The sequence below is a fragment of the Maribacter thermophilus genome (assembly GCF_001020565.1).
In the GTDB taxonomy this organism is placed as follows: Bacteria; Bacteroidota; Bacteroidia; order Flavobacteriales; family Flavobacteriaceae; genus Maribacter; species Maribacter thermophilus.
The window spans coordinates 1,105,524-1,128,289 of record NZ_LDAS01000001.1 but is presented as its reverse complement, the minus strand read 5'-3'; the positions used below and the strand labels follow the sequence as shown (position 1 = coordinate 1,128,289).

Here is a 22,766-nt window from a genome sequence, read left to right as displayed (position 1 = left end):
TTTAAGGAAAATATTATGAAAAAAATTAAAAATATAGGACTGTTCATTCTTATCGGAATGATACTTTCCTGCGAAAGTGATTTTTTGGAGCCAGTACCGGAGTCTGCTATAAGTAGCGCGGGCTATTTTCAAGATGACGACGAGATAGAAACTGGTGTAATAGCGATGTATGATGCCATACAGGGTGTCAATTCAACATCTTTAGATGATAACCGAGGGGTACAAATCGAGTATTATGTTACGGAAATGCGTAGCGACAATACCCGTACCAAAAGTCAAGAAGGGGAAGCCGCCCAATTTGAGGAATATTCAATCTCCACGGCAAACGGTTTAGTAGCAAATTACTATAGAAGTTTCTACAATGTAATCTATAGGGCAAACTTGGTGTTAGACAATTTAGACAATGCTTCTAGTGCCAAAGCTTCTGAATTTGAAGGAGAAGCAAAGTTTGTACGGGCTTATGCATACTTTAACTTGGTAAGATTATATGGTGATATTCCATTGGTCGACCAGGTAATAGGTCCTTTAGATGATGAAACTGCATTTACTAGGGTTGCTTCATCTAACATTTACGAGTTAATTGTGAGCGATTTGGAATTTGCGGCCACTAATTTGAGCGATGGAAATAAATTTAGGGCATCAAAGTCAGCTGCGGAGGCATTGTTGGCCAAAGTTCATTTGACCCTAGGAAATTATTCAGAGGCGCAAGTACTGTGTGAAAATGTTATGGACAGAGGATTTGACCTTGAACCTAATTTCAACGATGTGTTCTATTCTGAAGGAAATGGTGAGATTATCTTTGCTATAGCGTATAACCCAGGCATAGAGTCAGATAGTCAAGATTTTTCCGCAGAATGGATGAACGGTGTTGGTAGAACAGCGGGCGTAAACTATGTTACGGACGAAGCGGTAGCAGCTTTTGAGGCGTTTGGAGGAGATAGGTCCCAATATTCATATCGTATAGACCCTTCGCAAACTACACAAACACAGGTAACCAAATATTTGCCTAACGGTGAAGATGGTGGTGCAGATGGTAAAACATTCTCTACAGATGCTACCTTGTCAGGTAATGATTGGATTGTTTTGCGTTATGCAGATGTGTTGTTGATGCATGTAGAGGCTATCATGGCAGGTGGACAAGAAACCAGTGCCACAGCCGCCATTTCATCTTTTCAAAAAGTAAAGGAGAGAGCAGGCATTACAGATCCTGTTACCTCTATTACCAAAACAGATTTACTGAACGAAAGAAGGGTTGAGCTAGCCTTTGAGAACCATAGGTTGTTCGATTTGATACGATTTGGTGTTGCCCAGGAAACTCTTTCCACTTTCTCGGCCACCAATGGGTACAGTTTTACGGCAACAGATTTGTTGTTGCCCATTCCGCAAAGCGAAATTAACCTGAGCAAAGGTTTAATGAGTCAAAATCCTGGATACTAAAAAAATAAGCGCAATGAAAATATTTCATAAAAACATAACAAAATATATCCTTGCAGGATTGGCCGTTGTGGGCCTAACTGCTTGCGATTTCGAGTATGATATTGCGGAAGAAGGTTCTATTGAGGACCTTACACCGCCAACGGCAAGTTTTTCGGCCTCACAAAGTGACAGCGATTTTCTACTGTACAATTTTGCCAATGAATCTGTTAGTGCCACTACTTTCTCTTGGGATTTTGGTGATGGCAATACCTCTACAGAGACAGATCCCTCAAATACCTATCCGGATGAAGGTACCTATACGGTAAGCTTAACAGCTTCCGATGCATTGGGGGCAACCAATACCTATACAATGGATATTACGGTTGTTGAACCCGAAGAGCCTGAAGCTATTACACCGGTTTTGGGAGCACCAGATTTTGAAGATGGTGTGGATGCAAATTGTTTGGACAGTAGGGATTGCTGGAGAATAGACGGAGCTACCATTCATCAGACCACATCAGACGGCCAAGATGGTTCAAGAGGGGCTAAGTATCCTTCAGGTAGTACCAATAATAGGGTAACCTACCAAGCATTTACCGTTTCACCTAATACAAAATATAGGTTGATCGCTAATTATGCGTTGCAGTCCGATGGAGACAGTGTACGTGCTAGTGTCATCAATGGGCAGCTTGGTAATTTTGATGAATTTGCGGATGCCGAGCTGTTAGGACAAGCTTCCGGTACTGTTAACGAAGGTAAAGGAAACTTTAACGAGCTAGTAATAGAATTCGAAACTGGTGCCAATGGCAATATCTCCATCTTGTTTGATCACGATGGTAATGCCAGTGATGCTTATTTGGATAATGTTTCCGTAGAACCTGTAGAAGAATAACATCAATTTTATATAACAACTTACTATAGACCCAATGAAATTTTTGGCAGCATTTCTTATCCTTTTCCTTACGGTTTTAACAAACTGCAGATCACAAGACGATATGGCCCTATTGGATGAAGACCGTGTTGAAACTGAAGATTTGCGAAAGAAAAGGTACAAGCTGCCAAAAATTGATTTGAGTCATTGGAAAGTTACAATCCCCGAAGGTCAGGGAAAAGGAGGAGCTATAAGTGTGGAGCCACCGGAAATATTGGATTATGGCACCAACGAGACCTTAAAACCTTACATGTATAACGATTCCACTAGCGGAGCTTTGGTTTTCTACGCATATCCAACAACGGCAACAACTGCAAATACCAAATATTCAAGATCCGAACTAAGGGAGCAGATGGAGGCGGGCAACGACAATGTAAATTGGACTTTTGCACAAGGAGGGACCCTAAAGGCCAAGTTGGCCATGGATGAGGTAACCAAAGACGATGAAGGAAAATACCATAAAGTCATAATTCTTCAAATTCATGGAAGACTAACCAATGAGCAGCGTAATTTAATAGGGCAGAAAGACAATAATGCTCCCCCAATTTTAAAGGTGTATTGGCACAATGGAAAAATAAGGGTAAAAACAAAGGTATTGCGGTATCCTGGAGTCTCACAAGAGGGTATCTTACATGAGGAAGCTTGGACAGATGATGAGGGACATACTTTTGAGGAAGAAGTAGGTTTTGGAAAATTTAATATTGAGATTAAGGCAAGTGATGGCAAGTTGGTCGTTGTGCTAAATAAAAATGAGTTTGCCGTTTACGATGATGTCAACATAAAACGGTGGGGCATCTTCGAGAATTATTTTAAAGCTGGGAACTATTTTCAATCAAGGGATGAAGGTTCCTATGCTAAGGTTAAGTTTTATGAATTGAGCGTTGAACATTAAAGTTGAGTAGTTGAGTTAGTTTGGTTGATTACGAAAGTTTGTTGGCCTGTTTTAAGGCCAATAAGCTTTCTTTTTGATCTCATTGTTCTTTAAATTTTCGTTCTCTAAAAAAAGATGGTGTGGGTTAAGGTTTTTTTTTTACTTTTAACAAACCAATCTGGTTAACCAATTTTGTAAATATATAGATTAGCATGAAGTATGAAGTACTCACCAAAGGTGAAAATGGGGATATTCAGCATAGTATTATAGCCAATTTAAGAGATTATATTGTCTTTAAAAACCTTGAACCTGGAGATAAGCTGCCATCGGAGCGTATGTTGTCGGAAAAGTTTGGTGTAAGCCGGAGCAATATTCGGGAAGCAATACAAAAACTTGAATTTTATGGGATTTTAAACTCCAAACCTCAAAGTGGAACTTTTATCGCCGATATTGGAAGAGTGGCGATGAAAGGGATGATCGATGACATTTTAAGGTTAGAGGAACCGGATTTTAAATCATTGGTAGAGACCAGGATTTTATTGGAGCTTAAAACAGTAAAATTGGCTTCGTTAAGAAGAACAGAGAAAGACTTAGAAAAAATTAGGGAAGCATTGGATGCTTATAAAGATAAAGTGATCAACGGTAAAGATGCCGTAGAAGAAGATCTTTTGTTTCATCTTGCTATAGCAAAAGCTAGTAAAAACAGTACCATGAACACTTTTATGTTGATCATTACCCCTGAGATCATAACCAACTTTGAAAAATATCATGTGTGTGATTCAAATCAATCATTAATGGCGATAGATGAGCACGAAGATATCTATGAAGCGATAAGGGACCAGGATCCACAGAGGGCAAAGGAAAAAATGAAGGTACATTTTAAAATTTTGTATCAATATTGTTATAACACAAAAGATTAAAGATAATTAATTGATTGTTAGGACAAAAAGTGCACGAATTTGTCCTAATAACATGCCAAATAGGAGGGAAGCTGATTATGCAGAGCACTTATATTCGATTCTTGCCAAGCACCTTATAGGTGTATTCTTCGGTAAGTATTCATAAGTGTTTAGTTTTTGGATATATGTCTTTGGAAGCTATTAAGTTTTCATAGATGACCGTTTACATGCTCCCTAGAAGGTATTTAAAGAATACAGATATGAAAATAAAGGGCTTACGTTGGTGGGTGATTTTCCTAATATGTATTGCAACGGTCATAAATTATATAGACCGTACCGCTTTTGGTGTAATGTGGCCAGAGATGGGCAAAGACCTTGGGATGGATGAGCAAGATTATGCAGTTATGCTCAATGTATTCATGGTTACCTATGCCTTAGGGAAATTTATATCAGGAAAACTTTATGACAAAATCGGTACCCGATGGGGGTTTGTGTTTTCCATCGGATTATGGTCGGGTGCGGCAATTTTGCACGCTTTGGCAAGGGGTTTGGTTTCACTTTCCATTGTTCGTGGTATGTTAGGTATAGGCGAGGCGGGCAACTGGCCAGGTGCCGTAAAAAGTAATGGAGAATGGTTTCCTGTCAAGGAAAGAGCAATAGCCCAAGGTATTTTTAACGCAGGGGCATCTCTGGGCAGTGTAATTGCCCCCGCCCTTATTGCTTTTTTATATGGCCATTTCGGATGGAGGTCCACTTTTATCATTTTAGGAGCTATCGGATTTGTTTGGATTATTCCCTGGTTGGTCATCAATAAATCAAAACCGGAGAATCATACTTGGTTGACAGAAAAAGAAAGAACCTTGATTTTTTCGGATAGAATGGAACTTGAAACGCCCAAAGGAGATAAAGGCATGTCGCTATTACAAATACTTTCCTTTAAAGAATCATGGGGTGTGCTTGTCGCTCGGTTTTTTATAGAGCCCATTTGGTGGTTGTTCGTAGGATGGATGCCTCTTTACCTACATTCAAAATATGGTTTTAGTATTGAGGATATAGGCCAAACCATTTGGATTTCCTATTTGGGTGGTATGGCCGGTAGTATTCTTGGTGGGTGGTTCTGTGGAAAGCTAATGGAAACCAAGTCGGTGGATTATGCCAGAAAAACATCTATTTTAATTGGAATCAGCCTTATTTTCTTGGGATTGTTGGGCATTATTTTCTTGGTCACGGGAGAGAATCCCATGACGTTTATATACATAGTAGGGATCGTGTTGTTCGGTTTTCAATTTGCGATCGGTAACATACAAACACTCTCCAGCGATTTATTGAAAGGCCCTTCGGTAGGAACTTTGGCCGGCTTGGCCGGAACCGTCGCAGCAATATCCGTAATTATTATGAACTGGTTGATTCCTCAGATTACAACGGTTTCGTACGCCCCTGCTTTTATCATAATTGCGGTTTTGGCGCCTATGGCCATGATATCTATATATGTACTGATACGAAAGATTAAACAAGTCGAAATAAATTAAGATTCAATAAATATAATTACGAAGTAATGAGCAATTCAAAAGAGAAAATAGCGTTGATTACCGGAGCTACCGGAGGTATTGGTTTTGCTGTGGCCAAAAGACTAGGAAAAGATGGTTTTACGGTCATTTTAAACGGTATCGAAGATGAGGCCGGGGCACAAAGGGTAAAAGAACTTGAAGCCGAAGGTATAACCGCAGCATATTATGGTTTTGATGTTACTGATGAAAATGCGGTAACTTCCAACATCAATAAAATTGGTGAGAAATATGGTAAGATAGATGCTCTTATCAATAATGCCGGTGGCCTTGGAGGAAGGTCTAGGTTCGAAGAAATGACGACAGAGTTTTATAGATCTGTAATGGCATTGAACTTAGATTCTACTTTTTTTGCCTCTAGGGCGGCAATCCCTTTTCTTAAAAAAGGTGAGAGTCCAACTATCATTAATTATACTTCTATTGCAGCTTGGAACGCAGGCGGGCCTGGCGCTGGTATATATGGGACCTCTAAAGCTGGGGTGCATGCTATAACAAGAGCATTGGCAAAAGACCTTGCCGAATATGGAATACGTGTAAATGCGGTTTCGCCCGGTACGATAGACACCCCTTTCCATACCCAAATAAAATCCACTAAACCCGAAGTTTTCGCTTCATGGAAAAATAATATTCTGTTGGGGAGATTGGGGCAGCCCGAGGATGTAGCATCGGTTGTGTCTTTCTTGGTAAGCGATGATGCCGCTTTTCTCACTGCAGAGACCATTCAAGTTGGTGGAGGACAGGGACTCGGAATCTAATATGTAAATAACAAATAAACTATAATCAATTATGCTGAAAGGAAAAATAGCGGTAGTAACAGGAGGATCTAGAGATATAGGACGGGCAATAGCTATAAAACTTGCTAAAGAAGGGGCGAAAGTAGTTGTAAATTATTATAACTCCGAAGACGGTGCCAATCAGACCGTAGCCAAAATAAAATCTTTGGGACAAGAAGCCATTGCGGTTAAGGCCGATGTTTCTATAATGGAGGATATTGCGATGTTAAGAGAGAAAACTGTTGAAGCCTTTGGCGGTAAGGTAGATATTTTGGTGAACAATGCAGGTGGCCTATTTCAAAGAAGATCCCTCCAAGAGTTTGATGAGGATTTTTACGAATTGGTAATGGGGGTGAATTTCAAATCTACCGTGTTTGTTACCCAAGCTTTTGAATCTTTAATGGGAGAAGGGGCATCCATTATCAACCTTTCATCACAGGCCGCCAGGGATGGAGGAGGGGCAGGATCAACCCTATACGCTTCCTCTAAAGGGGCAGTGAGTACTTTCACTAGAGCTATGGCGAAAGAGTTGGGGCCAAAGGGAATTCGTGTGAATGCAATATGTCCAGGTTTGATCGGAACCAAGTTTCATGATGATTTCACGAAAGACGAGGTAAGGACAAAAGTCGCTGCAAGCACACCCTTGCGTAGAGAGGGTGGAGCTGAAGAAGTTGCAGATTTGGTTGCCTATTTGGCATCCGCTGAATCGTCTTTTATCAACGGAAATAATATTGATATTAATGGTGGCCTGGCATTTAGTTAAACTCAAAAAAGCAAAAAGAACTAAAATATAAAAGAAACTTTTAGCCAAACCCGTTCATAGCTTGTTAACTAGGGTAGGTTCTATCATGGAACATGGTTTTAGGAAGGGTAAATTCTACTCGATGAGTAAGGCTACGTGTGGCAAAAGTTATTTGAGACCACTTACCAGAATTAAGGATCGTGTCCATTATGGGTATAAAGATCGGTCAGAACAATCTTACTAAGGTGGTTCGAGGTAGATCTAATCTATGTGGACATGGTTTCTTTATCGTCAATGGATAAAATATTGGCCAATAATAGTTATATCTGACTTTATAACATGTTGCTTAAGACTTTGGCTAAGACAATCAAGATAAGAAACTGATCACGTTGGTGTGTTTTGAAAATTTTTCCTAATCATTTCAATTTCAATTGATCCGATATAAATCATGGCAAAAAAACTTATAACATTTGGTGAGGTAATGATGCGATTATCTCCTCCCGGTTATTCTAAGTTTGCACAAGCATCTACATTGGATTTGGTTTATGGTGGAGGTGAGGCCAATGTTGCAATTTCCTGTGCTTATCTGGGTATGAAAGCTGCCCATGTTACCCGTTTTCCTAATAATGCCCTTGGAAAGGCAGCTACCCAATTTTTACGGAAACATTGGTTGAGTACCGAACACATTATTTATGGTGATAGTATGATGGGCAAGTATTTCTTGGAAAAAGGTGCCGTCCATAGATCCAGTGAAGTAATTTACGAAAGGGAAGGTTCCGCTTTTTCATTGATACAACCAAAAATGGTCGACTGGGAGCATATACTTAAGGGAGCTGATTGGTTTCATTGGACAGGGATTACTCCTGCTATTTCAGAAGGGGCGGCCAATTGTTGTCTGCAAGCTATAAAAACAGCCAACAAAATGGGGATTATGGTTTCGGGCGATATCAATTCTCGCGACAATATGTGGAAGTATGGCAAAACGAAACAAGAAGTGATGCCGAAGCTAGTGCGTAACAGTAATGTGGTAATTACCAGTAAGCGTGGAATTCGAGAGATGTTCGGGATTGGAGATCCCGAAGGGAAATTTAAGGTCTCGGCCAAAAAATTGATGGAAGCTTTTCCTAACATAGAGAAAGTAGTAGGCAAAACTAGAAAATCTATAAGCGCCTCTCACCAACAGATACAGGGTAAAATGTGGAATGGGGAAGAATATATCAAAACAAAGACCCTTAACATAACCCACGTAATTGACCGCATAGGAACTGGAGATGCCTTTGCTTCTGGACTCATTTATGGTCTTCTACATTATGATGAAGACATACAGGCATTAAATTTTGCGTCGGCCGCATGTGCACTTAAACACACCGTACCAGGCGATGTGAACATGGTTTCCCTTGAAAACGTCAACAGTTTAATGGATGGGGACACATCTGGGACCATCAACAGATAGTTTTGATCTAATTCAACATTTAACCTAAATCAATAGCAATGCAAAACTCAATCGGAAAAACATCAATTTTAAAAAAAATTCTATCCCTTGTACTTGCTTTTGGACCTGGTATTTTTGCTATTGGTTACACCATAGGTACCGGCAGTGTTACCTCCATGACCGTAGCGGGAAGTACTTACGGAATGGAATTATTATGGGTTTTGGTACTTAGCTGCCTGTTTTCGGGAGCTTTGATCTATGCCTACGGACATTATGCTTTGGTTACGGGCGAAACAGGTCTGTATGCCTTTAGAAAGCATATGAAAATGGGTAAACTTGTCGCTATTTTGGTACTGGTTGGTATTTCGTTCGGGCAATGGAATTCTTTGATGGGGATACTGGGTATTTCTTCCAGTATTGTTTTTGAGATTTTGGCCATTTATTTTCCTGCTATAATAGAAACGGATATGAATGTGGTTTTGATCATTGCGGTCATCATAATTGTAATCATGTATATTCTTTTGCTTCAAGGTAAGTACACATTTTTTGAAAAGGTGCTGGTCATCTTTGTGACCATTATGGGATTTTCTTTTTTGTTTTCCCTGTTTTTCGTTCACCCACTGCCCACAGAAGTTTTGAAAGGATTGGTTCCCAGTGTCCCCAATGTAAAAGGAGGAAAAATGATGGTGGCCGCCTTTGTCGGAACCACCATGGCCTCTGCTACGTTCTTGTCCAGACCTTTGTTTGTAAAGGGTAAAGGGTGGACACTTAAGAAAAATGGCGATCAACAGAAGAAGGATGCGATTATTGCCGCTTTTCTGGTGTTCTTGATTAGTGGGGCCATTATGGCTGTTGCTTGTGGAGCATTGTTTCACGAGGGAAAATCTGTTGTTACGGTTTTGGATATGGTGGGAACATTAGAACCGGTAGCAGGTAAATTTGCCTTGACACTTTTTTTCTTTGGAACCTTAAGTGCCGGTCTGTCTTCTATATTTCCATGCTTATTGATTGCCCCTATATTGTTGGCAGATTATCAATCGGGAGAATTAGATACCAACTCTAGCCAATTTAAAGTGATAACGGCCTTTGCGTGTTTGTTCGCTTTGGTCGGCCCGGCTTTCGGGGCAAATGCCATTGAAGTACAGATATTATCTCAAGTGTTTAATGTATTTGTGTTGCCATTGGTGGTTGCGGGAATTCTTTTTCTAATTAACAATGAAACCGTAATGAAAGGGTATAAACCCCATTGGATGTTAAATACACTTATAGTCGCAGCATTTATTTTCGCCTGTGTAATTTCATACAACGGTGTGCTGGCACTGTTTGAGTATTTTTAAGATTGGAGGTCAACATCTATCATTGTTATGGAAGCCATGTGTTACTACTATAGTGGACTTTCGCTGTTTATTAAGGGGTAGGTCGTATTTTAAAAAGTACATTTCCGTATTGCTTACGGTATATGTAATATAAATGCTTTATATGATATTATAATAATCTGTTTTTAAGGATATTATCTTGTTTTCAAATTAATAGGAATTTCGTTTTTTTTTACAGTTGTATGTTTTGATAGGTATTTTATTCGACTTTCTTTAAATTATTTTCTCGGGTTCATTTTAAAAGAACCTTAGGGGCTTTCTGGTTGTTCAAAGATTTTTTTATTAGAAGATAATTTGCTCAACCTTCCATCATCTTTGGTTTTTTATTGACCGCTGGTATGCTGATATTTTTGGGGCTACACGGCTTTTAAGGTGTTTGTATTCAACTTCGCCGAATATTTTAGGTTGGTTTTATTCGTATGGTTTATCTAATCATAAGGTATAATGAAAGTATTTATATTAAAAATAATTGTTAAACTATTATTTTTTGATAGTAATACTATTATATTTGCGACCTAAACTTTTATTTTATTCATATGGAACGGCTATTCCAGTTTCTAAAAATAGGGATTAACGAAAAAATTTATATCAAAGACCCGGAATCAACGAGCTTGGGCAAACGCATTGTTGAAGAAAGCATTTTGTTGATTCATGAAATTGGTTTCGAGGCCTTTACTTTCAAAAAATTGGGGCAGCGGATCGGTAGCAATGAAAGTTCTATCTATCGCTATTTTGAAAACAAGCACAAATTGCTCTTATACCTTACTTCTTGGTACTGGGGTTGGTTAGAGTACAAATTGGTTTTTGCTACCAATAGCATAACCGAACCCCGTGAAAAGTTAAAGACGGCATTGGCCATCGTTACCAAGGAAGTGGAAGTAGATTCTAACTTCTCGCACATTAATGAGGTGTTGTTGAGCAAGATCGTTATCAATGAATATTCCAAATCATATCTGACCAAGGAGGTAGATGCCGATAACAAAGAAGGCTACTTCGTAATCTACAAACGATTGGTAAATCGTTTAAGCACTATGGTCAAAGAGGTGGACCCTACTTATAAATACCCTAGTAGTTTGGCGAGTACCGTATTGGAGGGCTCGCTGCACCAACATTTTTTAAGAGATCATTTCGTTTCCTTGACGGATTGCCACGAAAAGGGCGACCCAACAGAATACTTTACCGAACTGGTATTTAATGCCCTAAACAATACACCGAATGGCTAAAAACGTACTTACCTCATGGCAACGCCTTATGGGTCTGCTAAAACTCGATAAAAGGGATGTTTTACAGACCTTTTATTATGCCATTTTTGCAGGGTTGGTAAACTTATCGCTGCCTTTGGGCATACAGTCTATCATTAACCTTATACAAGGGGCCGAGATCAGCACCTCGTGGATTATCTTGGTGGTCTTGGTCACCGGTGGCGTCGCTTTTGCCGGTATTCTGAGTATTATGCAAATACGTATTGTGGAGAATATGCAGCAGAAAATATTTACCCGGGCCTCTTTTGAGTTTACGTACCGCTTTCCGAAGATAAAAATGAGCGAATTACGAGACTATTATCCACCGGAATTGGCCAATAGATTTTTTGATACCTTAAATGTTCAAAAAGGACTTTCCAAACTTTTGCTGGATGTTCCCGCAGCCTTGCTGCAGATTGTTTTTGGCCTCTTACTACTATCGTTCTATCATCCATTTTTTATCATTTACGGCATCCTTTTATTGGTTTTGGTGTATTTGGTTTTTCGTTTTACCGTGCAAAAAGGAATGGATACTAGTTTGGAGGAGTCTAAAAGCAAGTACAAAGTAGCGCATTGGATCCAAGAGGTCGCACGTTCGTTGGTAAGCTTTAAACTCTCGGGTAAAACTAGCTTGGCCGTAGATAAGAACGATGTTTTGGTGACCGATTACCTAAAGGCGCGCGAAAGCCACTTTAGGGTGTTGTTGATGCAGTTTATACAACTAATTGGTTTTAAGGTATTGGTTACGGCAGGTCTTTTGGTCATTGGGGGGCTTCTGGTACTGAACCAAGAAATGAATATTGGGCAGTTTGTAGCGGCCGAGATCATTATTCTTTTGGTGATTACCTCGGTAGAAAAACTGATTCGGGGTTTTGAAACGTTCTATGACCTTTTGACCTCTTTGGAAAAATTGGGGCAGGTGGTCGATAAAGATTTGGAGAACCAAGAAGGAACCTGCCCGTTGTCTGAAAACGAGCCGTTGACGGTAGAACTTAACAACGTCTCTTTTAAGACCAATAATATGAAAAATATACTGAGTGATATTTCACTGAAGATTGTTCCCGGCAGTAGATTGTTGATCATGGGGGTAAACGGTTCGGGTAAGTCGACTTTGTTGCGTTTGATCGCTGGTATTATAGAGCCCACCCAAGGTACCATCTATGCCAATGATTTTTCGTTGAGCGGAATCAATCCCAATCACTATCGTTCTTTTTTGGGGCAGTCGATGACAGAGGAGAGTCCGTTTGAGGGCACGATCTTGGAGAACATCACTTTTGGGGACGATAGTATTTCACATAAAGATTTACATTGGGCCATGGAGAGCGTAGGGTTGTTACAGTTCATAAAAGAACAGCCAAATGGCCTAGATACCATTATTTACCCAGAAGGGCAGCAGATTCCCTATACCGTGGCAAGAAAGATTGTTCTGGCACGAAGTATTGTACGTAGGCCCAAACTATTATTATTGAACGAACCCCTTATTCAATTTGATGAGAAAGAAGCGGAGCGCCTTATGCGCTTCTTGACCGATCCTGTGCACCCATGGGCGTTAGTGGTCGTGAGTCAAGACCTTAGATGGGCAGTGGACAACAATATCATAAAAATGGACCAAGGTCGCATTATTACTCATAATTAGAAATCTATGCTGAACATATCTAATAACCCACTTAACAAAACGGTGCACCTTACAGGGTATAAATCTACCGATAGGGTGTTTCATAAAAGGCATTATAAACACTTTAACAGATTTTTATTGGGATCTGCTTTTTTTGGATTTGTGCTACTATTTGTACCGTGGACGCAAAGTGTGCGTGGTACGGGTAACCTTACTACCTTAAGTCCGCAACACAGGCCACAGACTATACAGAGTACTATTCCGGGACGTATAGAAAAATGGTATGTACAGGAAGGGGATTATGTAGAGAAGGGCGATACCATTTTACATATTTCCGAAGTAAAGAACGATTATTTTGACCCCCGCCTTATGGAAAGGACCGGCCAACAGATCAAGGCCAAAAGCATGTCGGTGGAATCGTACCAGAACAAGGTAGATGCATTGAACAACCAGATCTCTGCACTGGGTAACGAGCGCAAACTAAAATTGGAGCAGGCAAAGAATAAACTTATTCAGTCGAAATTAAAGGTAAAGAGCGATAGTATTGATCTTGAAGCGGCCAATACCAATTTAAATATTGCTGAACGGCAGTATAACCGTATAGCACAACTGCAGCAAGAAGGATTAAAGTCTATGACCGATGTGGAGGAAAAAAGATTGAAGCTTCAAGAGACCCAGGCCAAGCTCATATCCCAAGAAAACAAGTTATTGGCGGCCAAGAACGACGTCCTCAATGCTGAAATGGAAATCAACCGTATACATGTAGCTTATACCGATAAAATTTCAAAGGCCCGTAGCGATATGTACACCGCAAAATCTAATCAGTTCGATTCCGAGGCCCAAGTAAGCAAGCTAGAGAACCAATTTGCCAATTATGAGATACGTACGGGCATGTATTACATAAAGGCACCACAGAGCGGTTATATCAATAGGGCCATACAGGGTGGTATCGGTGAAAACTTTAAAGAAGGTGACCATCTTGTCGGAATTATGCCCGCCAATTATGAAATGGCCGTAGAAACTTATGTGGCACCAATGGATTTGCCCTTGATGCACGTGGGGGAAAAAGTGCGTGTACAGTTCGATGGTTGGCCGGCTATTGTTTTTAGCGGATGGCCCAATGCTTCATACGGAACTTTTGGAGGAAAGATCGTGGCCGTGGAAACCTTTATCGATGTTAATGGAAAATACCGTGTGTTGATTGCACCAGATCCCGAAGAACAAGAATGGCCTAAAGAGATTCGCGTAGGTTCGGGGGCAAGTACCATAGCCTTGTTGGAAGATGTACCCCTTTGGTATGAACTATGGAGGCAGATCAACGGATTTCCTCCCAATTATTATCAGCCCAAACAATCGACTGCTAAAAAGGAAAAATAATGAAAAACGTACTGTTTATTCTCTTTATGGTATGCTGTTTTGTTACGCAGGCCCAACAGCCCAATGAGGTGGTATTGGGATTTAACGAATATCTCGGCTATGTGAAAAAATACCATCCCGTAGTCAAACAGGCCCAACTGAATATTGGAATGGGGCAGGCCCGTTTGATGAGGGCTCGTGGTGGTTTCGACCCAAAAATAGAAATTGATTATGACCGAAAGGAGTTCAAGGGTACCGAGTACTACGACCGGCTGAACGCCACATTTAAAATACCAACATGGTATGGCATTGAGCTAAAGGGAAATTTTGAACAAAACCAAGGGGTATACCTGAATGCTGATGAGACCCTTCCTGATGACGGATTGTACAGTGCCGGGGTTTCCATGTCGGTGGGGCAGGGGCTATGGATCAACCAGCGTATGGCCACTTTAAGGCAGGCCAAGATTTTTAGGGAACGTTCTCTAGTAGAACGCGATTTACAGGTGAACGAGGTACTTTATGAGGCCTCTTTGGCCTATTTCAATTGGTTGCATGCCTACCAAGATACGCAGGTATACGCCGATTTTTTGGCAAATGCCGAAATGCGTTTTGAAGGAGTTAAAAAGAGCGCCCAAGTGGGCGAGGTGGCCGCAATAGACACCGTAGAAGCCAAGATAACCGTACAAGACCGTGCGCTGAATCTGGAGCAGGCGAAAGTACGCTTTCTAAAAAGTGCCCTGGAACTATCCAATTTTCTTTGGATGGGCGATCATATGCCCGTGGAACTACAAGCCAATGTAATACCTGAAACCAATTTGGCCGGTGAGATAGATAAGACGCTTGAAATTAGGGGAATACCCCTGGACAGTTTTTCCATAGAGAGGCACCCTAAGTTAAAATCCTTAGGATATAAGGTTGAAGAGCTTACTGTGGAAAAAAGGTTAAAGGCCAACAAGCTTTTACCGAAGATAGAGTTACAGTACAATTTTTTGACCCAGAAGCCCGATTATATTTCCAGTTTTACGACCGAAGCCTATAAAGGAGGTGTAGCTTTTAGTGTACCACTTTTTTTAAGAAAAGAACGAGGTGATTTAAAATTGGCCAAAATCAAATTGCAAAACGCGTTGTATGAAATGGACGATGCCGAAATCCGGATCAAGAACAAAATTGTAGGCCTATACCAAGAATTAGAGTCGTTTAAAAAACAAAATAATCTTATAGACGATGTAGTATTCAATTACAATACTATGGTCGCCGCCGAAGAACGAAAGTTTGGGTTTGGGGAGAGTTCTTTGTTTTTGGTGAATTCTAGGGAAAGTAAACTGATAGATGCCGAGCTGAAAAGGAATGCCGTCCGAAACAAGTTTTTTTCCACAAAGGCAAAGTTGTTCAACTCCATTGGGGTAAACCCTGTAAATTTATAGTTAGATAAAAAGGGTTTACCTGTATTTGTAGATCCATATACTATAAAAATTTTGTGTTGTAATTATGGTACGCTTAATTTTTATGTAGTGGCTGTATGAAACAAACTGCGCCTATATACCTAACAACCGAGCTATTTTACATTTTAAGGTGCTGTTTTAAATTTTTGAATATTGTTTCCGAACAACACAAACAATATTGTTTCGTATTGCTCCCCTAGCTTATCCTTTAAAATTCTAAAAGCTTTCGTTATCTGGGCCTCTACGGTTTTAATGGATATATTTAGGTAATTTGCTATTTCACTATTTGTCAGCCCTTCCTTTTTACTGAGCACAAATACTTTTTTACATTTAGGGGGTAATTTTTGAATTTCCGTATTTACAATATCCATCAGTTTATGAATACCGGAGTCATCCGTTTCCACAGCAATTTCATAGGCATATTCAATGTGTTTTTTGTGTAACAATGTAACAGCTTTATTCTGCTGATATACATTTAAGAATTCATTATAAACACATTTGTACAGAAAATTGCGGATAGAAAATTCCGGATTAAGCTTTTTTCTGGATTTCCATGTTTTTAAAAAGACATTTTGCACAATATCTTGGGCCAATGATTGGTCACTTGTCAAGGTTATAGCATAGGCATCCAACTGTTTATGATATTTTTCCAAGAGAAACATATAAGCTTTTTCTTCTCCAGAGATCAATCTTTCTATCAACTTCCTGTTTTCTTCGTTATTCATGAAATGTGGTTATTTGACAAATTAACGGCAAAAAATATATGATTATGAAAAAAATATCAAAAAAAAGTTAGGGTATTGTAAATTTCTCTTGTATTAATTAAAAAGGAGAAAGATTAAATGGTTTTGAAATATATTGAAAATTGTATAGTAAAGTATTTTTCGCAAGCAGCTGATATTGAAGATTTGGATGCGTTGAATACTTGGCTAGAAAACGAAAGAAACCACGAGATTTTCAAGTCATATATCAAAACCCATTTTGCTATAAACGTAGCCATGAACGATCCAAAATTAGATAAGGTAAGAGATGAGCTCTTAAAAGAAATTCGCAATGAGAAAAAAGAAGATCATAAAGTTAGATTTCTTAATACTCTTAAATATGCCGCTATTGCCCTAGTATTTTTAGGATTGGGATTTTTGTTAAAAGATAATTTGTTTACCCAAAAAGTAAACGGTGTGGTTAACCCAAGAGAAGATGTAATTACATTGGAACTTGGTAACGGAGAAAAACAAGTTATAAAAGAGGACGGAACTGCAACCATAGTTGATGCCAATGGTAATATTGTGGGAAATAAGAATGATAATAGGTTAATATATAACTCTACAACCAATATTAAGCCAGAGTATAACACATTGAGTATTCCTAAAGGTAAAAGATTTGACGTGGTATTGTCCGACGGCACTAAAGTTTACCTTAATGCTGGTAGTTCTATTACGTATCCTACTTTTTTTCCTAACAATATGCCGCGTAGAGTAATGTTGAAAGGCGAGGCATTTTTTGAAGTGATTAAAAATACAAATAAGCAGTTTGTTGTAAATGTTGATGATTTAGACGTAAAGGTGTATGGCACCAAGTTTAATGTTTCCAGTTATTCTGAGGATCTCGAAACTAAGGTAGTGCTGGTGGAAGGATCTGTAAGTTTGTCTAACTTAATGGAAGAGGGCAATAATAAAGAATTTTATCTAAAGCCGGGGTATTTGGGGGTTTTTGATAAAGAAGAAGGTGAAATTTCTGACGAGAAGGTAAACACCGGGATATATACGTCTTGGATGCAAGGAAATCTCATTTTCCGAAATGAGTCATTTAAGAATATAATTCAAAAGTTAGAGCGGCATTACAATGTGGTGATTATCAATAACAACAGTCAGCTTGATAATGAAAAATTCAATGCCACGATCGAAACGGAACATGAAACAATAGAACAGGTTTTCAAATATTTTAAAAAGGTATATAAAATAGAATATCAGATCGTAGAGAACAAAATAATAATCAATTAAACCATAAGCTTATGAAATAAGACCAATAGATCACATCTGGTCATTTTGAATTTTGTTATCAAAATAAAAAAAATCGGAAAATGCGGTAACATTTCCCGATTTATAAAAAATGACCACACTTAAAGCGTAATCACAAATTAACATTCAAAATTATGAAAAAACCACCAATGTCAAAGGGTTGTCTCTCTTTGCGCTTAAACTATTACTTAAAAATGAAGTTATCACTTCTTTTTTTTCTTGCAATAGGTTTTCTTATGCAAGCCAATTCTTATTCTCAAAAGACCAAAATTTCGATTGAAAAAGAGAATTCTACCGTTAGGGAAATTATAGATGAAATAGAAAATCTTAGTGAATTCAGGTTTTTTTTCAATACAAAATCTGTTGATTTACAAAGAAAGGTTACTATTAAATTACAAAAAGCACCTATTGATCGTGTTTTAGATTATTTGTTCAAGGATGTTGACACTTCATATGAGATTTCTGACCGCAAAATACTTTTGAAAAAGGATTTGAAAGAAAATGGTACGAAAATCGAAATACAGAATGTTGAAGTGTATCAACAAACTGTTTCTGGAACTGTTGTTGACTCTGAGGGAGCACCGTTACCGGGGGCAAATGTAATCGAGAAAGGGACCACCAACGGTGTTACCGTAGATTTCGATGGTAATTTTTCTATAACTACATCGGATGAAAATTCTATTTTGATAATATCGTATTTGGGCTTTGCCACTAAAGAGGTCTCTCTGAACGGACGTACCAATATAAATGTTGTGTTGGAGGAAAGCGCTGCCGGTTTGGAAGAAGTTGTTGTAGTGGGATATGGAACTATGAAAAAGGCCGATTTGACAGGATCGGTTTCTCAAGTTAAAACCGAAACATTAGAGTCGGTTCCCGTATACAATATGGCTCAGGCGCTTAAGGTTGGGGCTTCTGGGGTTAGGGTTTCTCAAAATTCAGGTACACCGGGTTCTAGAATAGAGGTGCGAATCAGAGGAGGAAATTCTATGATCGGTAATAATCAGCCATTATATGTTGTAGATGGATTTCCGGTAACCAGCGGTATCGATTATCTAAACCCTGCGGATATTGAATCTGTCGATATTTTAAAAGATGCCTCCGCAACTGCAATTTATGGATCTCGTGGGGCAAACGGTGTCGTAATCATAACCTCTAAAAGGGGTAAGAAAGATCAAGAAAGTAAAGTGGAGATCAACACCTTTTTTGGTATGCAACAAGCTATAAATGAATATGATGTGCTTAATGCCAAAGAATATGCGACTATTGCCAACGAATGGCTTAAAAACGAAGGTTTAGAGCCCTATTTTAATGTTTCTGAAATAGAAAATCCAGGAACCGATTGGTTGGGTGCTATTTTTAGAACCGCCCCGGTTCAAAACCATACGGTAACTTTTTCTGGAAGTTCAGAAAAAGGAAGGTATTCTATCTCAGGTAATTACTATGATCAAGATGGTATAATAGAAAACTCAGATGTGACCAGGGGTTCAGTTAGGGTCAATTTAGATCAAGAATTAAAAAGTTGGTTAAAAATGGGAGTTAACCTTCAATTGTCCAGAAATGAGACAAATTCTGTCAATGTGGACAATGGATACCGTGGTACATCAATGCTTTCTGCAGCAGCCTCTGCGCCTCCTACACTTCCATTATATGATGAAGAAGGTCTTCCTACACAAATAGGACAGGTGTATAATTTTGGATCGGCAGATATGCGAAATCCATTATTGTTTACCTATAGTAAAAACTTAAGTTTTTCCAACAGTGCTTTGGCAAATACAACCTTCGATTTTCAAATTTCTCCTAGTCTTTCCTTTAAGACTTTGTTAGGGTTGCAATACAGACATCTGCGTAATGAGCAATTTAATCCGATTGTATACGAAAATGATAGGGGATCGGCCCAAGAGCAAAATAACTACTTTAATTCTTTTCTTACAGAGAATGTCTTGACCTACTCTAAAACTTTCAATGAAAAACATAGTTTAAACATAATAGGAGGGGCAACATATCAAACACAAATGAACCGTTATTCTGGAATTTATGTAAGTGGTTTTTCAAATAATATTACAGAGAACTTTAATTTGGCCGCTGCCGAGACTGTTGGAAATCCTTGGTCGGGATATTTTGATTGGACATTGGCTTCTTTTCTTTCTAGGGTGAACTACTCGTATGACGGTAAATATATGGTTACTGCCAGTATTAGGGCCGATGGATCGTCTAGATTCGGTTCGGATAATAAATGGGGGTATTTTCCATCAGCAGCTTTGGCATGGCGTGTTTCAGATGAGAACTTTCTTAAAAACAGCTCCGTCATTTCAAATTTGAAATTAAGGGCTAGTTATGGTATTACGGGCAACACGGCACTTAGTCCTTATCAATCACTGGACAGATTGAATTCTACCAAATATATTTTTGGTAACCAAACGGACGTTATCGGGTTTTATCCTGCTGGTATCTCCAATAGTGAATTGAAATGGGAAACTACAGGTCAGTTGGACGTTGGTTTTGATCTTAACCTATTCAATAATAGATTAAGGTTTGTATTTGATTACTACAAAAAGAATACAAAAGATTTACTTGCGTCGGTACCCCTTCCGTCAAGTGTCGGGTTTAGTTCAATTCTGAGGAATCTTGGAGAAATACAAAATTCAGGAGTTGAATTTAGTGTTGATGCGGATATTCTAAGAAACGATTTTAAATGGGATATATCAGCTCAAATCTCTGCCAATAGAAATAAGGTAATAGAACTTGCTGGTGACAGTGATATTTTTGGAGCGGCCCAAAGTGCCGTTTGGCCAAGTGCAAATATTGCGCGTGAAGGAGAGCCGTTGGGGGTTTTTTATGGCCTTTTGGAAGATGGGTTGGATGAAAATGGTTTTATAAAATATAAAGATGTAAGCGGACCCGATGGAGTTCCTGACGGATTGGTAAACACATTAGACCGAGTAATTTTGGGTAGCTATCACCCAGATTTTATCTATGGATTAACATCTAATTTTAGTTATAAGGGTATTGAATTGAATGTAATGTTGGAGGGTGTTCAAGGAAACGAATTGTTTAACGCAACCAATGGAACACACTTAAATTCTTTTCAGCGTGGTAACAATCAGTTTAGGGATATAATTGGAAATTATTGGACAGAGGAGAACCCTGATCCCAATGCCAAATACCCTAAAATAAGTAGTGCAACGCAAATAACGGTTTCGGACAGATTTATTGAAGATGCCAGTTATCTGCGTGTAAAATCAATGAGGTTGGCCTATAATTTCCCTGTTTCCGATATCGGTCTAAACGGATTTGATATGCTTCAGTTGTACATATCCGGTACCAATCTGTTCACTTTCACAAAGTACTCGGGCCTTGACCCAGAGGCTAACACAAGAGGAACTGATTCTAGCAGTATTGGAGATAGATTGAGATTTGGCCACGATCAAAGTAGTTACCCCAGTGCCAAGATTTATTCCATGGGCCTAAAATTTAGATTTTAATTTATAAAGACATAATATTATGAAAAATATAGTTTTAGGATTAGTAATAATCATATGTTTCTCTGCTTGTGAAAAGACATTGGAGGAAGTTCCGAAAGATTTTGTTTCCAAAGCAAATTTCTATAATAACGAGGAAGATGCCCAAGCTGCTATCGTTGGTGTTTATGCTGGTTTGCAAAGCGACTTTTACGGTATGAACCATTATTTAATGACAGAGCTGCACGGAGATTTTATTTTCGGTAGAGGGTCACAGGCACCAATTACTATTTGGGACCAGATATTAGATCAGACAAGCATTGGAAGGTGTGCCTCAAATTGGTCATCTTTATATACTACTATAAATCGGGCCAATGCCATTTTAGATAATGTGCCAGGAATAGATGATATAAGTGCGGAGGAGAAAGAAAAGATTTTGGCCGAAGCACACTTTTTAAGGGCTTTAAGTTATTTTGAATTGGTTCGTGGTTGGGGTGCTGTACCCATTAAAACCAGTGAAAGTGTAGATTTGAGTTCCGTAGAAGCTCCAAGAGAACCCGAAAGTAAGGTATATGAATTGATTATTGCCGATGCCTTAGCCGCAGAAAATGGTCTTGGCGAAGTAGGAGGGCAAACAGGTAGGGCCTCAAAATGGGCCGCAAAAATGCTACTGGCCCATGTTTATTTGACCTTGGAACAATGGGAAGCCGCCGCCGAAAAAGCAGATGATGTAATTGTTAATGGTCCTTTTAGCTTAATTGAAGTTGAAAATCCAGATGATTTTTATAAGATTTTTGCTGTAGATACCAGTACCGAAGATATTATGTCGGTACATCATTCCGAAACAAAAACTTCGGGCATTCCAACCTATATACACAGAGGGCAGGCATTGCCGTACAATTATTCGTCTACTGGTTACTTTGCATGGCTACCCGATACGAATTCATTTATTGGTGATAGTTGGGACGATAATGATCTGCGAAAAGATTTTAATTTATATACGCAGTATCAGAATGCAGAAGGGGAGTGGGTGCCTTTACCTGAAACGGTACCAATGCTCTTTAAAAAGTTTATTTCCAACACTTCTGGACAAAATGTTTACAGTGTACCTATCTATAGGTTTACAGAAGCATATTTATTTTACGCAGAAGCGGCCAGTAAAGCCAATGGTGGTCCAACGGCACTTGCCTTGGAGCGTTTGAACATGATAAAGAGAAGAGCTTATGGATATGATCCGAATACGGCATCTCCGGTGGATTATTCTTCTGGAATGGGCGCTGCTGATTTTGAAAATACCGTATTGCAAGAGCGAGGATATGAGTTTTTGTTAGAGCGTAGACGTTGGTTTGATCTAAAACGTACGGGAAAAGTTAAAGAAGCTTTTGCCGCCGCCGGAAAAACAGTAATAGACGAACGTTTTTTATGGCCAATACCGGAAGATGAAATTAACAATAATCCGGCCATTGATCAATCGGATCAGAATCCTGGATATTAATATAGATAACAAATAGAAATACAGGCTTGTTATCGGGCCTGTATTTTTCTAATACTTACATAGTTGAACTATAAGTTGTAATCATAGAGTTTAAGAAAAATTACCACTTACATTTTTAATTAGAATTAAAACAACA

General features: G+C 39.0%; 17 protein-coding genes. 16 read left to right on the top strand and 1 reads right to left on the bottom strand.

All coding sequences use genetic code 11. The features are described 5' to 3' along the window. Nucleotides 1-15 precede the first annotated feature (15 nt). From AB657_RS04970 to AB657_RS04910, 13 genes are all read left to right on the top strand, one after another. On the top strand, nt 16-1,437 hold the full coding sequence (locus AB657_RS04970; RefSeq protein ID WP_047247817.1) for a RagB/SusD family nutrient uptake outer membrane protein: 1,422 nt from the start codon (nt 16-18) through the stop codon (nt 1,435-1,437). Nucleotides 1,438-1,450: 13 nt separating this feature from the next. Then, the gene (locus AB657_RS04965; protein ID WP_047245479.1) at nt 1,451-2,308 is read left to right on the top strand and encodes a PKD domain-containing protein; all 858 of its coding nucleotides are present in this window, start codon (nt 1,451-1,453) and stop codon (nt 2,306-2,308) included. A 34-nt stretch (nt 2,309-2,342) separates the two neighbouring features. After that, a complete protein-coding gene (locus AB657_RS04960; protein WP_047245478.1) occupies nt 2,343-3,239 on the top strand; it encodes a polysaccharide lyase family 7 protein in 897 nt (298 codons plus the stop codon). Between the two features lie 191 nt (nt 3,240-3,430). Beyond that, nucleotides 3,431-4,138, top strand: coding sequence for a FadR/GntR family transcriptional regulator (locus AB657_RS04955; protein WP_047245477.1), 708 nt, complete (start codon nt 3,431-3,433; stop codon nt 4,136-4,138). A gap of 239 nt (nt 4,139-4,377) precedes the next feature. Beyond that, nucleotides 4,378-5,646 (top strand): MFS transporter, encoded by a 1,269-nt coding sequence (locus AB657_RS04950; RefSeq protein WP_047247816.1) that lies wholly within the window; start codon nt 4,378-4,380, stop codon nt 5,644-5,646. 26 nt (nt 5,647-5,672) lie between these two features. Next, on the top strand, nt 5,673-6,437 hold the full coding sequence (locus tag AB657_RS04945; protein ID WP_047245476.1) for an SDR family NAD(P)-dependent oxidoreductase: 765 nt from the start codon (nt 5,673-5,675) through the stop codon (nt 6,435-6,437). A 31-nt stretch (nt 6,438-6,468) separates the two neighbouring features. Next, entirely contained in the window at nt 6,469-7,218 is a 750-nt protein-coding gene (locus AB657_RS04940) for an SDR family NAD(P)-dependent oxidoreductase (protein ID WP_198146874.1), read from the top strand. A 427-nt stretch (nt 7,219-7,645) separates the two neighbouring features. Further along, complete coding sequence (locus AB657_RS04935; RefSeq protein WP_047245474.1) at nt 7,646-8,650, top strand: sugar kinase; 1,005 nt, start codon at nt 7,646-7,648, stop codon at nt 8,648-8,650. Nucleotides 8,651-8,688: 38 nt separating this feature from the next. Beyond that, nucleotides 8,689-9,966 carry an Nramp family divalent metal transporter gene (locus tag AB657_RS04930; protein ID WP_047245473.1) on the top strand — a complete coding sequence of 426 codons (1,278 nt, stop codon included), beginning with the start codon at nt 8,689-8,691 and terminating at the stop codon, nt 9,964-9,966. Between the two features lie 575 nt (nt 9,967-10,541). Further along, complete coding sequence (locus AB657_RS04925) at nt 10,542-11,228, top strand: TetR/AcrR family transcriptional regulator (protein ID WP_047245472.1); 687 nt, start codon at nt 10,542-10,544, stop codon at nt 11,226-11,228. Next, the gene (locus tag AB657_RS04920) at nt 11,221-12,882 is read left to right on the top strand and encodes a peptidase domain-containing ABC transporter (protein WP_047245471.1); all 1,662 of its coding nucleotides are present in this window, start codon (nt 11,221-11,223) and stop codon (nt 12,880-12,882) included. The genes AB657_RS04925 and AB657_RS04920 overlap by 8 nt, the downstream gene beginning before the upstream one ends. A gap of 6 nt (nt 12,883-12,888) precedes the next feature. After that, nucleotides 12,889-14,238, top strand: a complete 1,350-nt coding sequence (locus AB657_RS04915) for an HlyD family secretion protein (protein WP_047245470.1) — start codon at nt 12,889-12,891, stop codon at nt 14,236-14,238. Continuing rightward, nucleotides 14,238-15,641, top strand: coding sequence for a TolC family protein (locus AB657_RS04910; protein WP_047245469.1), 1,404 nt, complete (start codon nt 14,238-14,240; stop codon nt 15,639-15,641). Before AB657_RS04915 ends, AB657_RS04910 begins: the two co-directional genes overlap by 1 nt. Before the next feature lie 143 nt (nt 15,642-15,784). Here AB657_RS04910 and AB657_RS04905 read toward each other — a convergent pair whose 3' ends face one another. Next, the gene (locus tag AB657_RS04905) at nt 15,785-16,384 is read right to left on the bottom strand and encodes an RNA polymerase sigma factor (protein WP_047245468.1); all 600 of its coding nucleotides are present in this window, start codon (nt 16,382-16,384) and stop codon (nt 15,785-15,787) included. Nucleotides 16,385-16,507: 123 nt separating this feature from the next. On the opposite strand from AB657_RS04905, the gene AB657_RS04900 reads away from it, so the two are divergent. From AB657_RS04900 to AB657_RS04890, 3 genes are all read left to right on the top strand, one after another. Further along, entirely contained in the window at nt 16,508-17,659 is a 1,152-nt protein-coding gene (locus tag AB657_RS04900; protein WP_232304846.1) for a FecR family protein, read from the top strand. A gap of 212 nt (nt 17,660-17,871) precedes the next feature. After that, nucleotides 17,872-21,159: a TonB-dependent receptor gene (locus tag AB657_RS04895; protein WP_052958628.1), complete on the top strand. Its 3,288-nt coding sequence runs from the start codon at nt 17,872-17,874 to the stop codon at nt 21,157-21,159. A gap of 19 nt (nt 21,160-21,178) precedes the next feature. Continuing rightward, nucleotides 21,179-22,630, top strand: a complete 1,452-nt coding sequence (locus tag AB657_RS04890) for a RagB/SusD family nutrient uptake outer membrane protein (RefSeq protein ID WP_047245467.1) — start codon at nt 21,179-21,181, stop codon at nt 22,628-22,630. Nucleotides 22,631-22,766: the final 136 nt, after the last annotated feature.

Excerpts from the sequence above, each read along its gene's own strand:
- AB657_RS04955 (WP_047245477.1), top strand. The coding sequence starts at position 3,431 with ATGAAGTATGAAGTACTCACCAAAGGTGAAAATGGGGATATTCAGCAT.
- AB657_RS04905 (WP_047245468.1), bottom strand. The coding sequence starts at position 16,384 with ATGAATAACGAAGAAAACAGGAAGTTGATAGAAAGATTGATCTCTGGA.
- AB657_RS04945 (WP_047245476.1), top strand. The coding sequence starts at position 5,673 with ATGAGCAATTCAAAAGAGAAAATAGCGTTGATTACCGGAGCTACCGGA.
- AB657_RS04965 (WP_047245479.1), top strand. The coding sequence starts at position 1,451 with ATGAAAATATTTCATAAAAACATAACAAAATATATCCTTGCAGGATTG.
- AB657_RS04960 (WP_047245478.1), top strand. The coding sequence starts at position 2,343 with ATGAAATTTTTGGCAGCATTTCTTATCCTTTTCCTTACGGTTTTAACA.
- AB657_RS04930 (WP_047245473.1), top strand. The coding sequence starts at position 8,689 with ATGCAAAACTCAATCGGAAAAACATCAATTTTAAAAAAAATTCTATCC.
- AB657_RS04920 (WP_047245471.1), top strand. The coding sequence starts at position 11,221 with ATGGCTAAAAACGTACTTACCTCATGGCAACGCCTTATGGGTCTGCTA.
- AB657_RS04915 (WP_047245470.1), top strand. The coding sequence starts at position 12,889 with ATGCTGAACATATCTAATAACCCACTTAACAAAACGGTGCACCTTACA.
- AB657_RS04940 (WP_198146874.1), top strand. The coding sequence starts at position 6,469 with ATGCTGAAAGGAAAAATAGCGGTAGTAACAGGAGGATCTAGAGATATA.
- AB657_RS04910 (WP_047245469.1), top strand. The coding sequence starts at position 14,238 with ATGAAAAACGTACTGTTTATTCTCTTTATGGTATGCTGTTTTGTTACG.
- AB657_RS04970 (WP_047247817.1), top strand. The coding sequence starts at position 16 with ATGAAAAAAATTAAAAATATAGGACTGTTCATTCTTATCGGAATGATA.
- AB657_RS04895 (WP_052958628.1), top strand. The coding sequence starts at position 17,872 with ATGAAGTTATCACTTCTTTTTTTTCTTGCAATAGGTTTTCTTATGCAA.
- AB657_RS04935 (WP_047245474.1), top strand. The coding sequence starts at position 7,646 with ATGGCAAAAAAACTTATAACATTTGGTGAGGTAATGATGCGATTATCT.
- AB657_RS04925 (WP_047245472.1), top strand. The coding sequence starts at position 10,542 with ATGGAACGGCTATTCCAGTTTCTAAAAATAGGGATTAACGAAAAAATT.
- AB657_RS04890 (WP_047245467.1), top strand. The coding sequence starts at position 21,179 with ATGAAAAATATAGTTTTAGGATTAGTAATAATCATATGTTTCTCTGCT.
- AB657_RS04950 (WP_047247816.1), top strand. The coding sequence starts at position 4,378 with ATGAAAATAAAGGGCTTACGTTGGTGGGTGATTTTCCTAATATGTATT.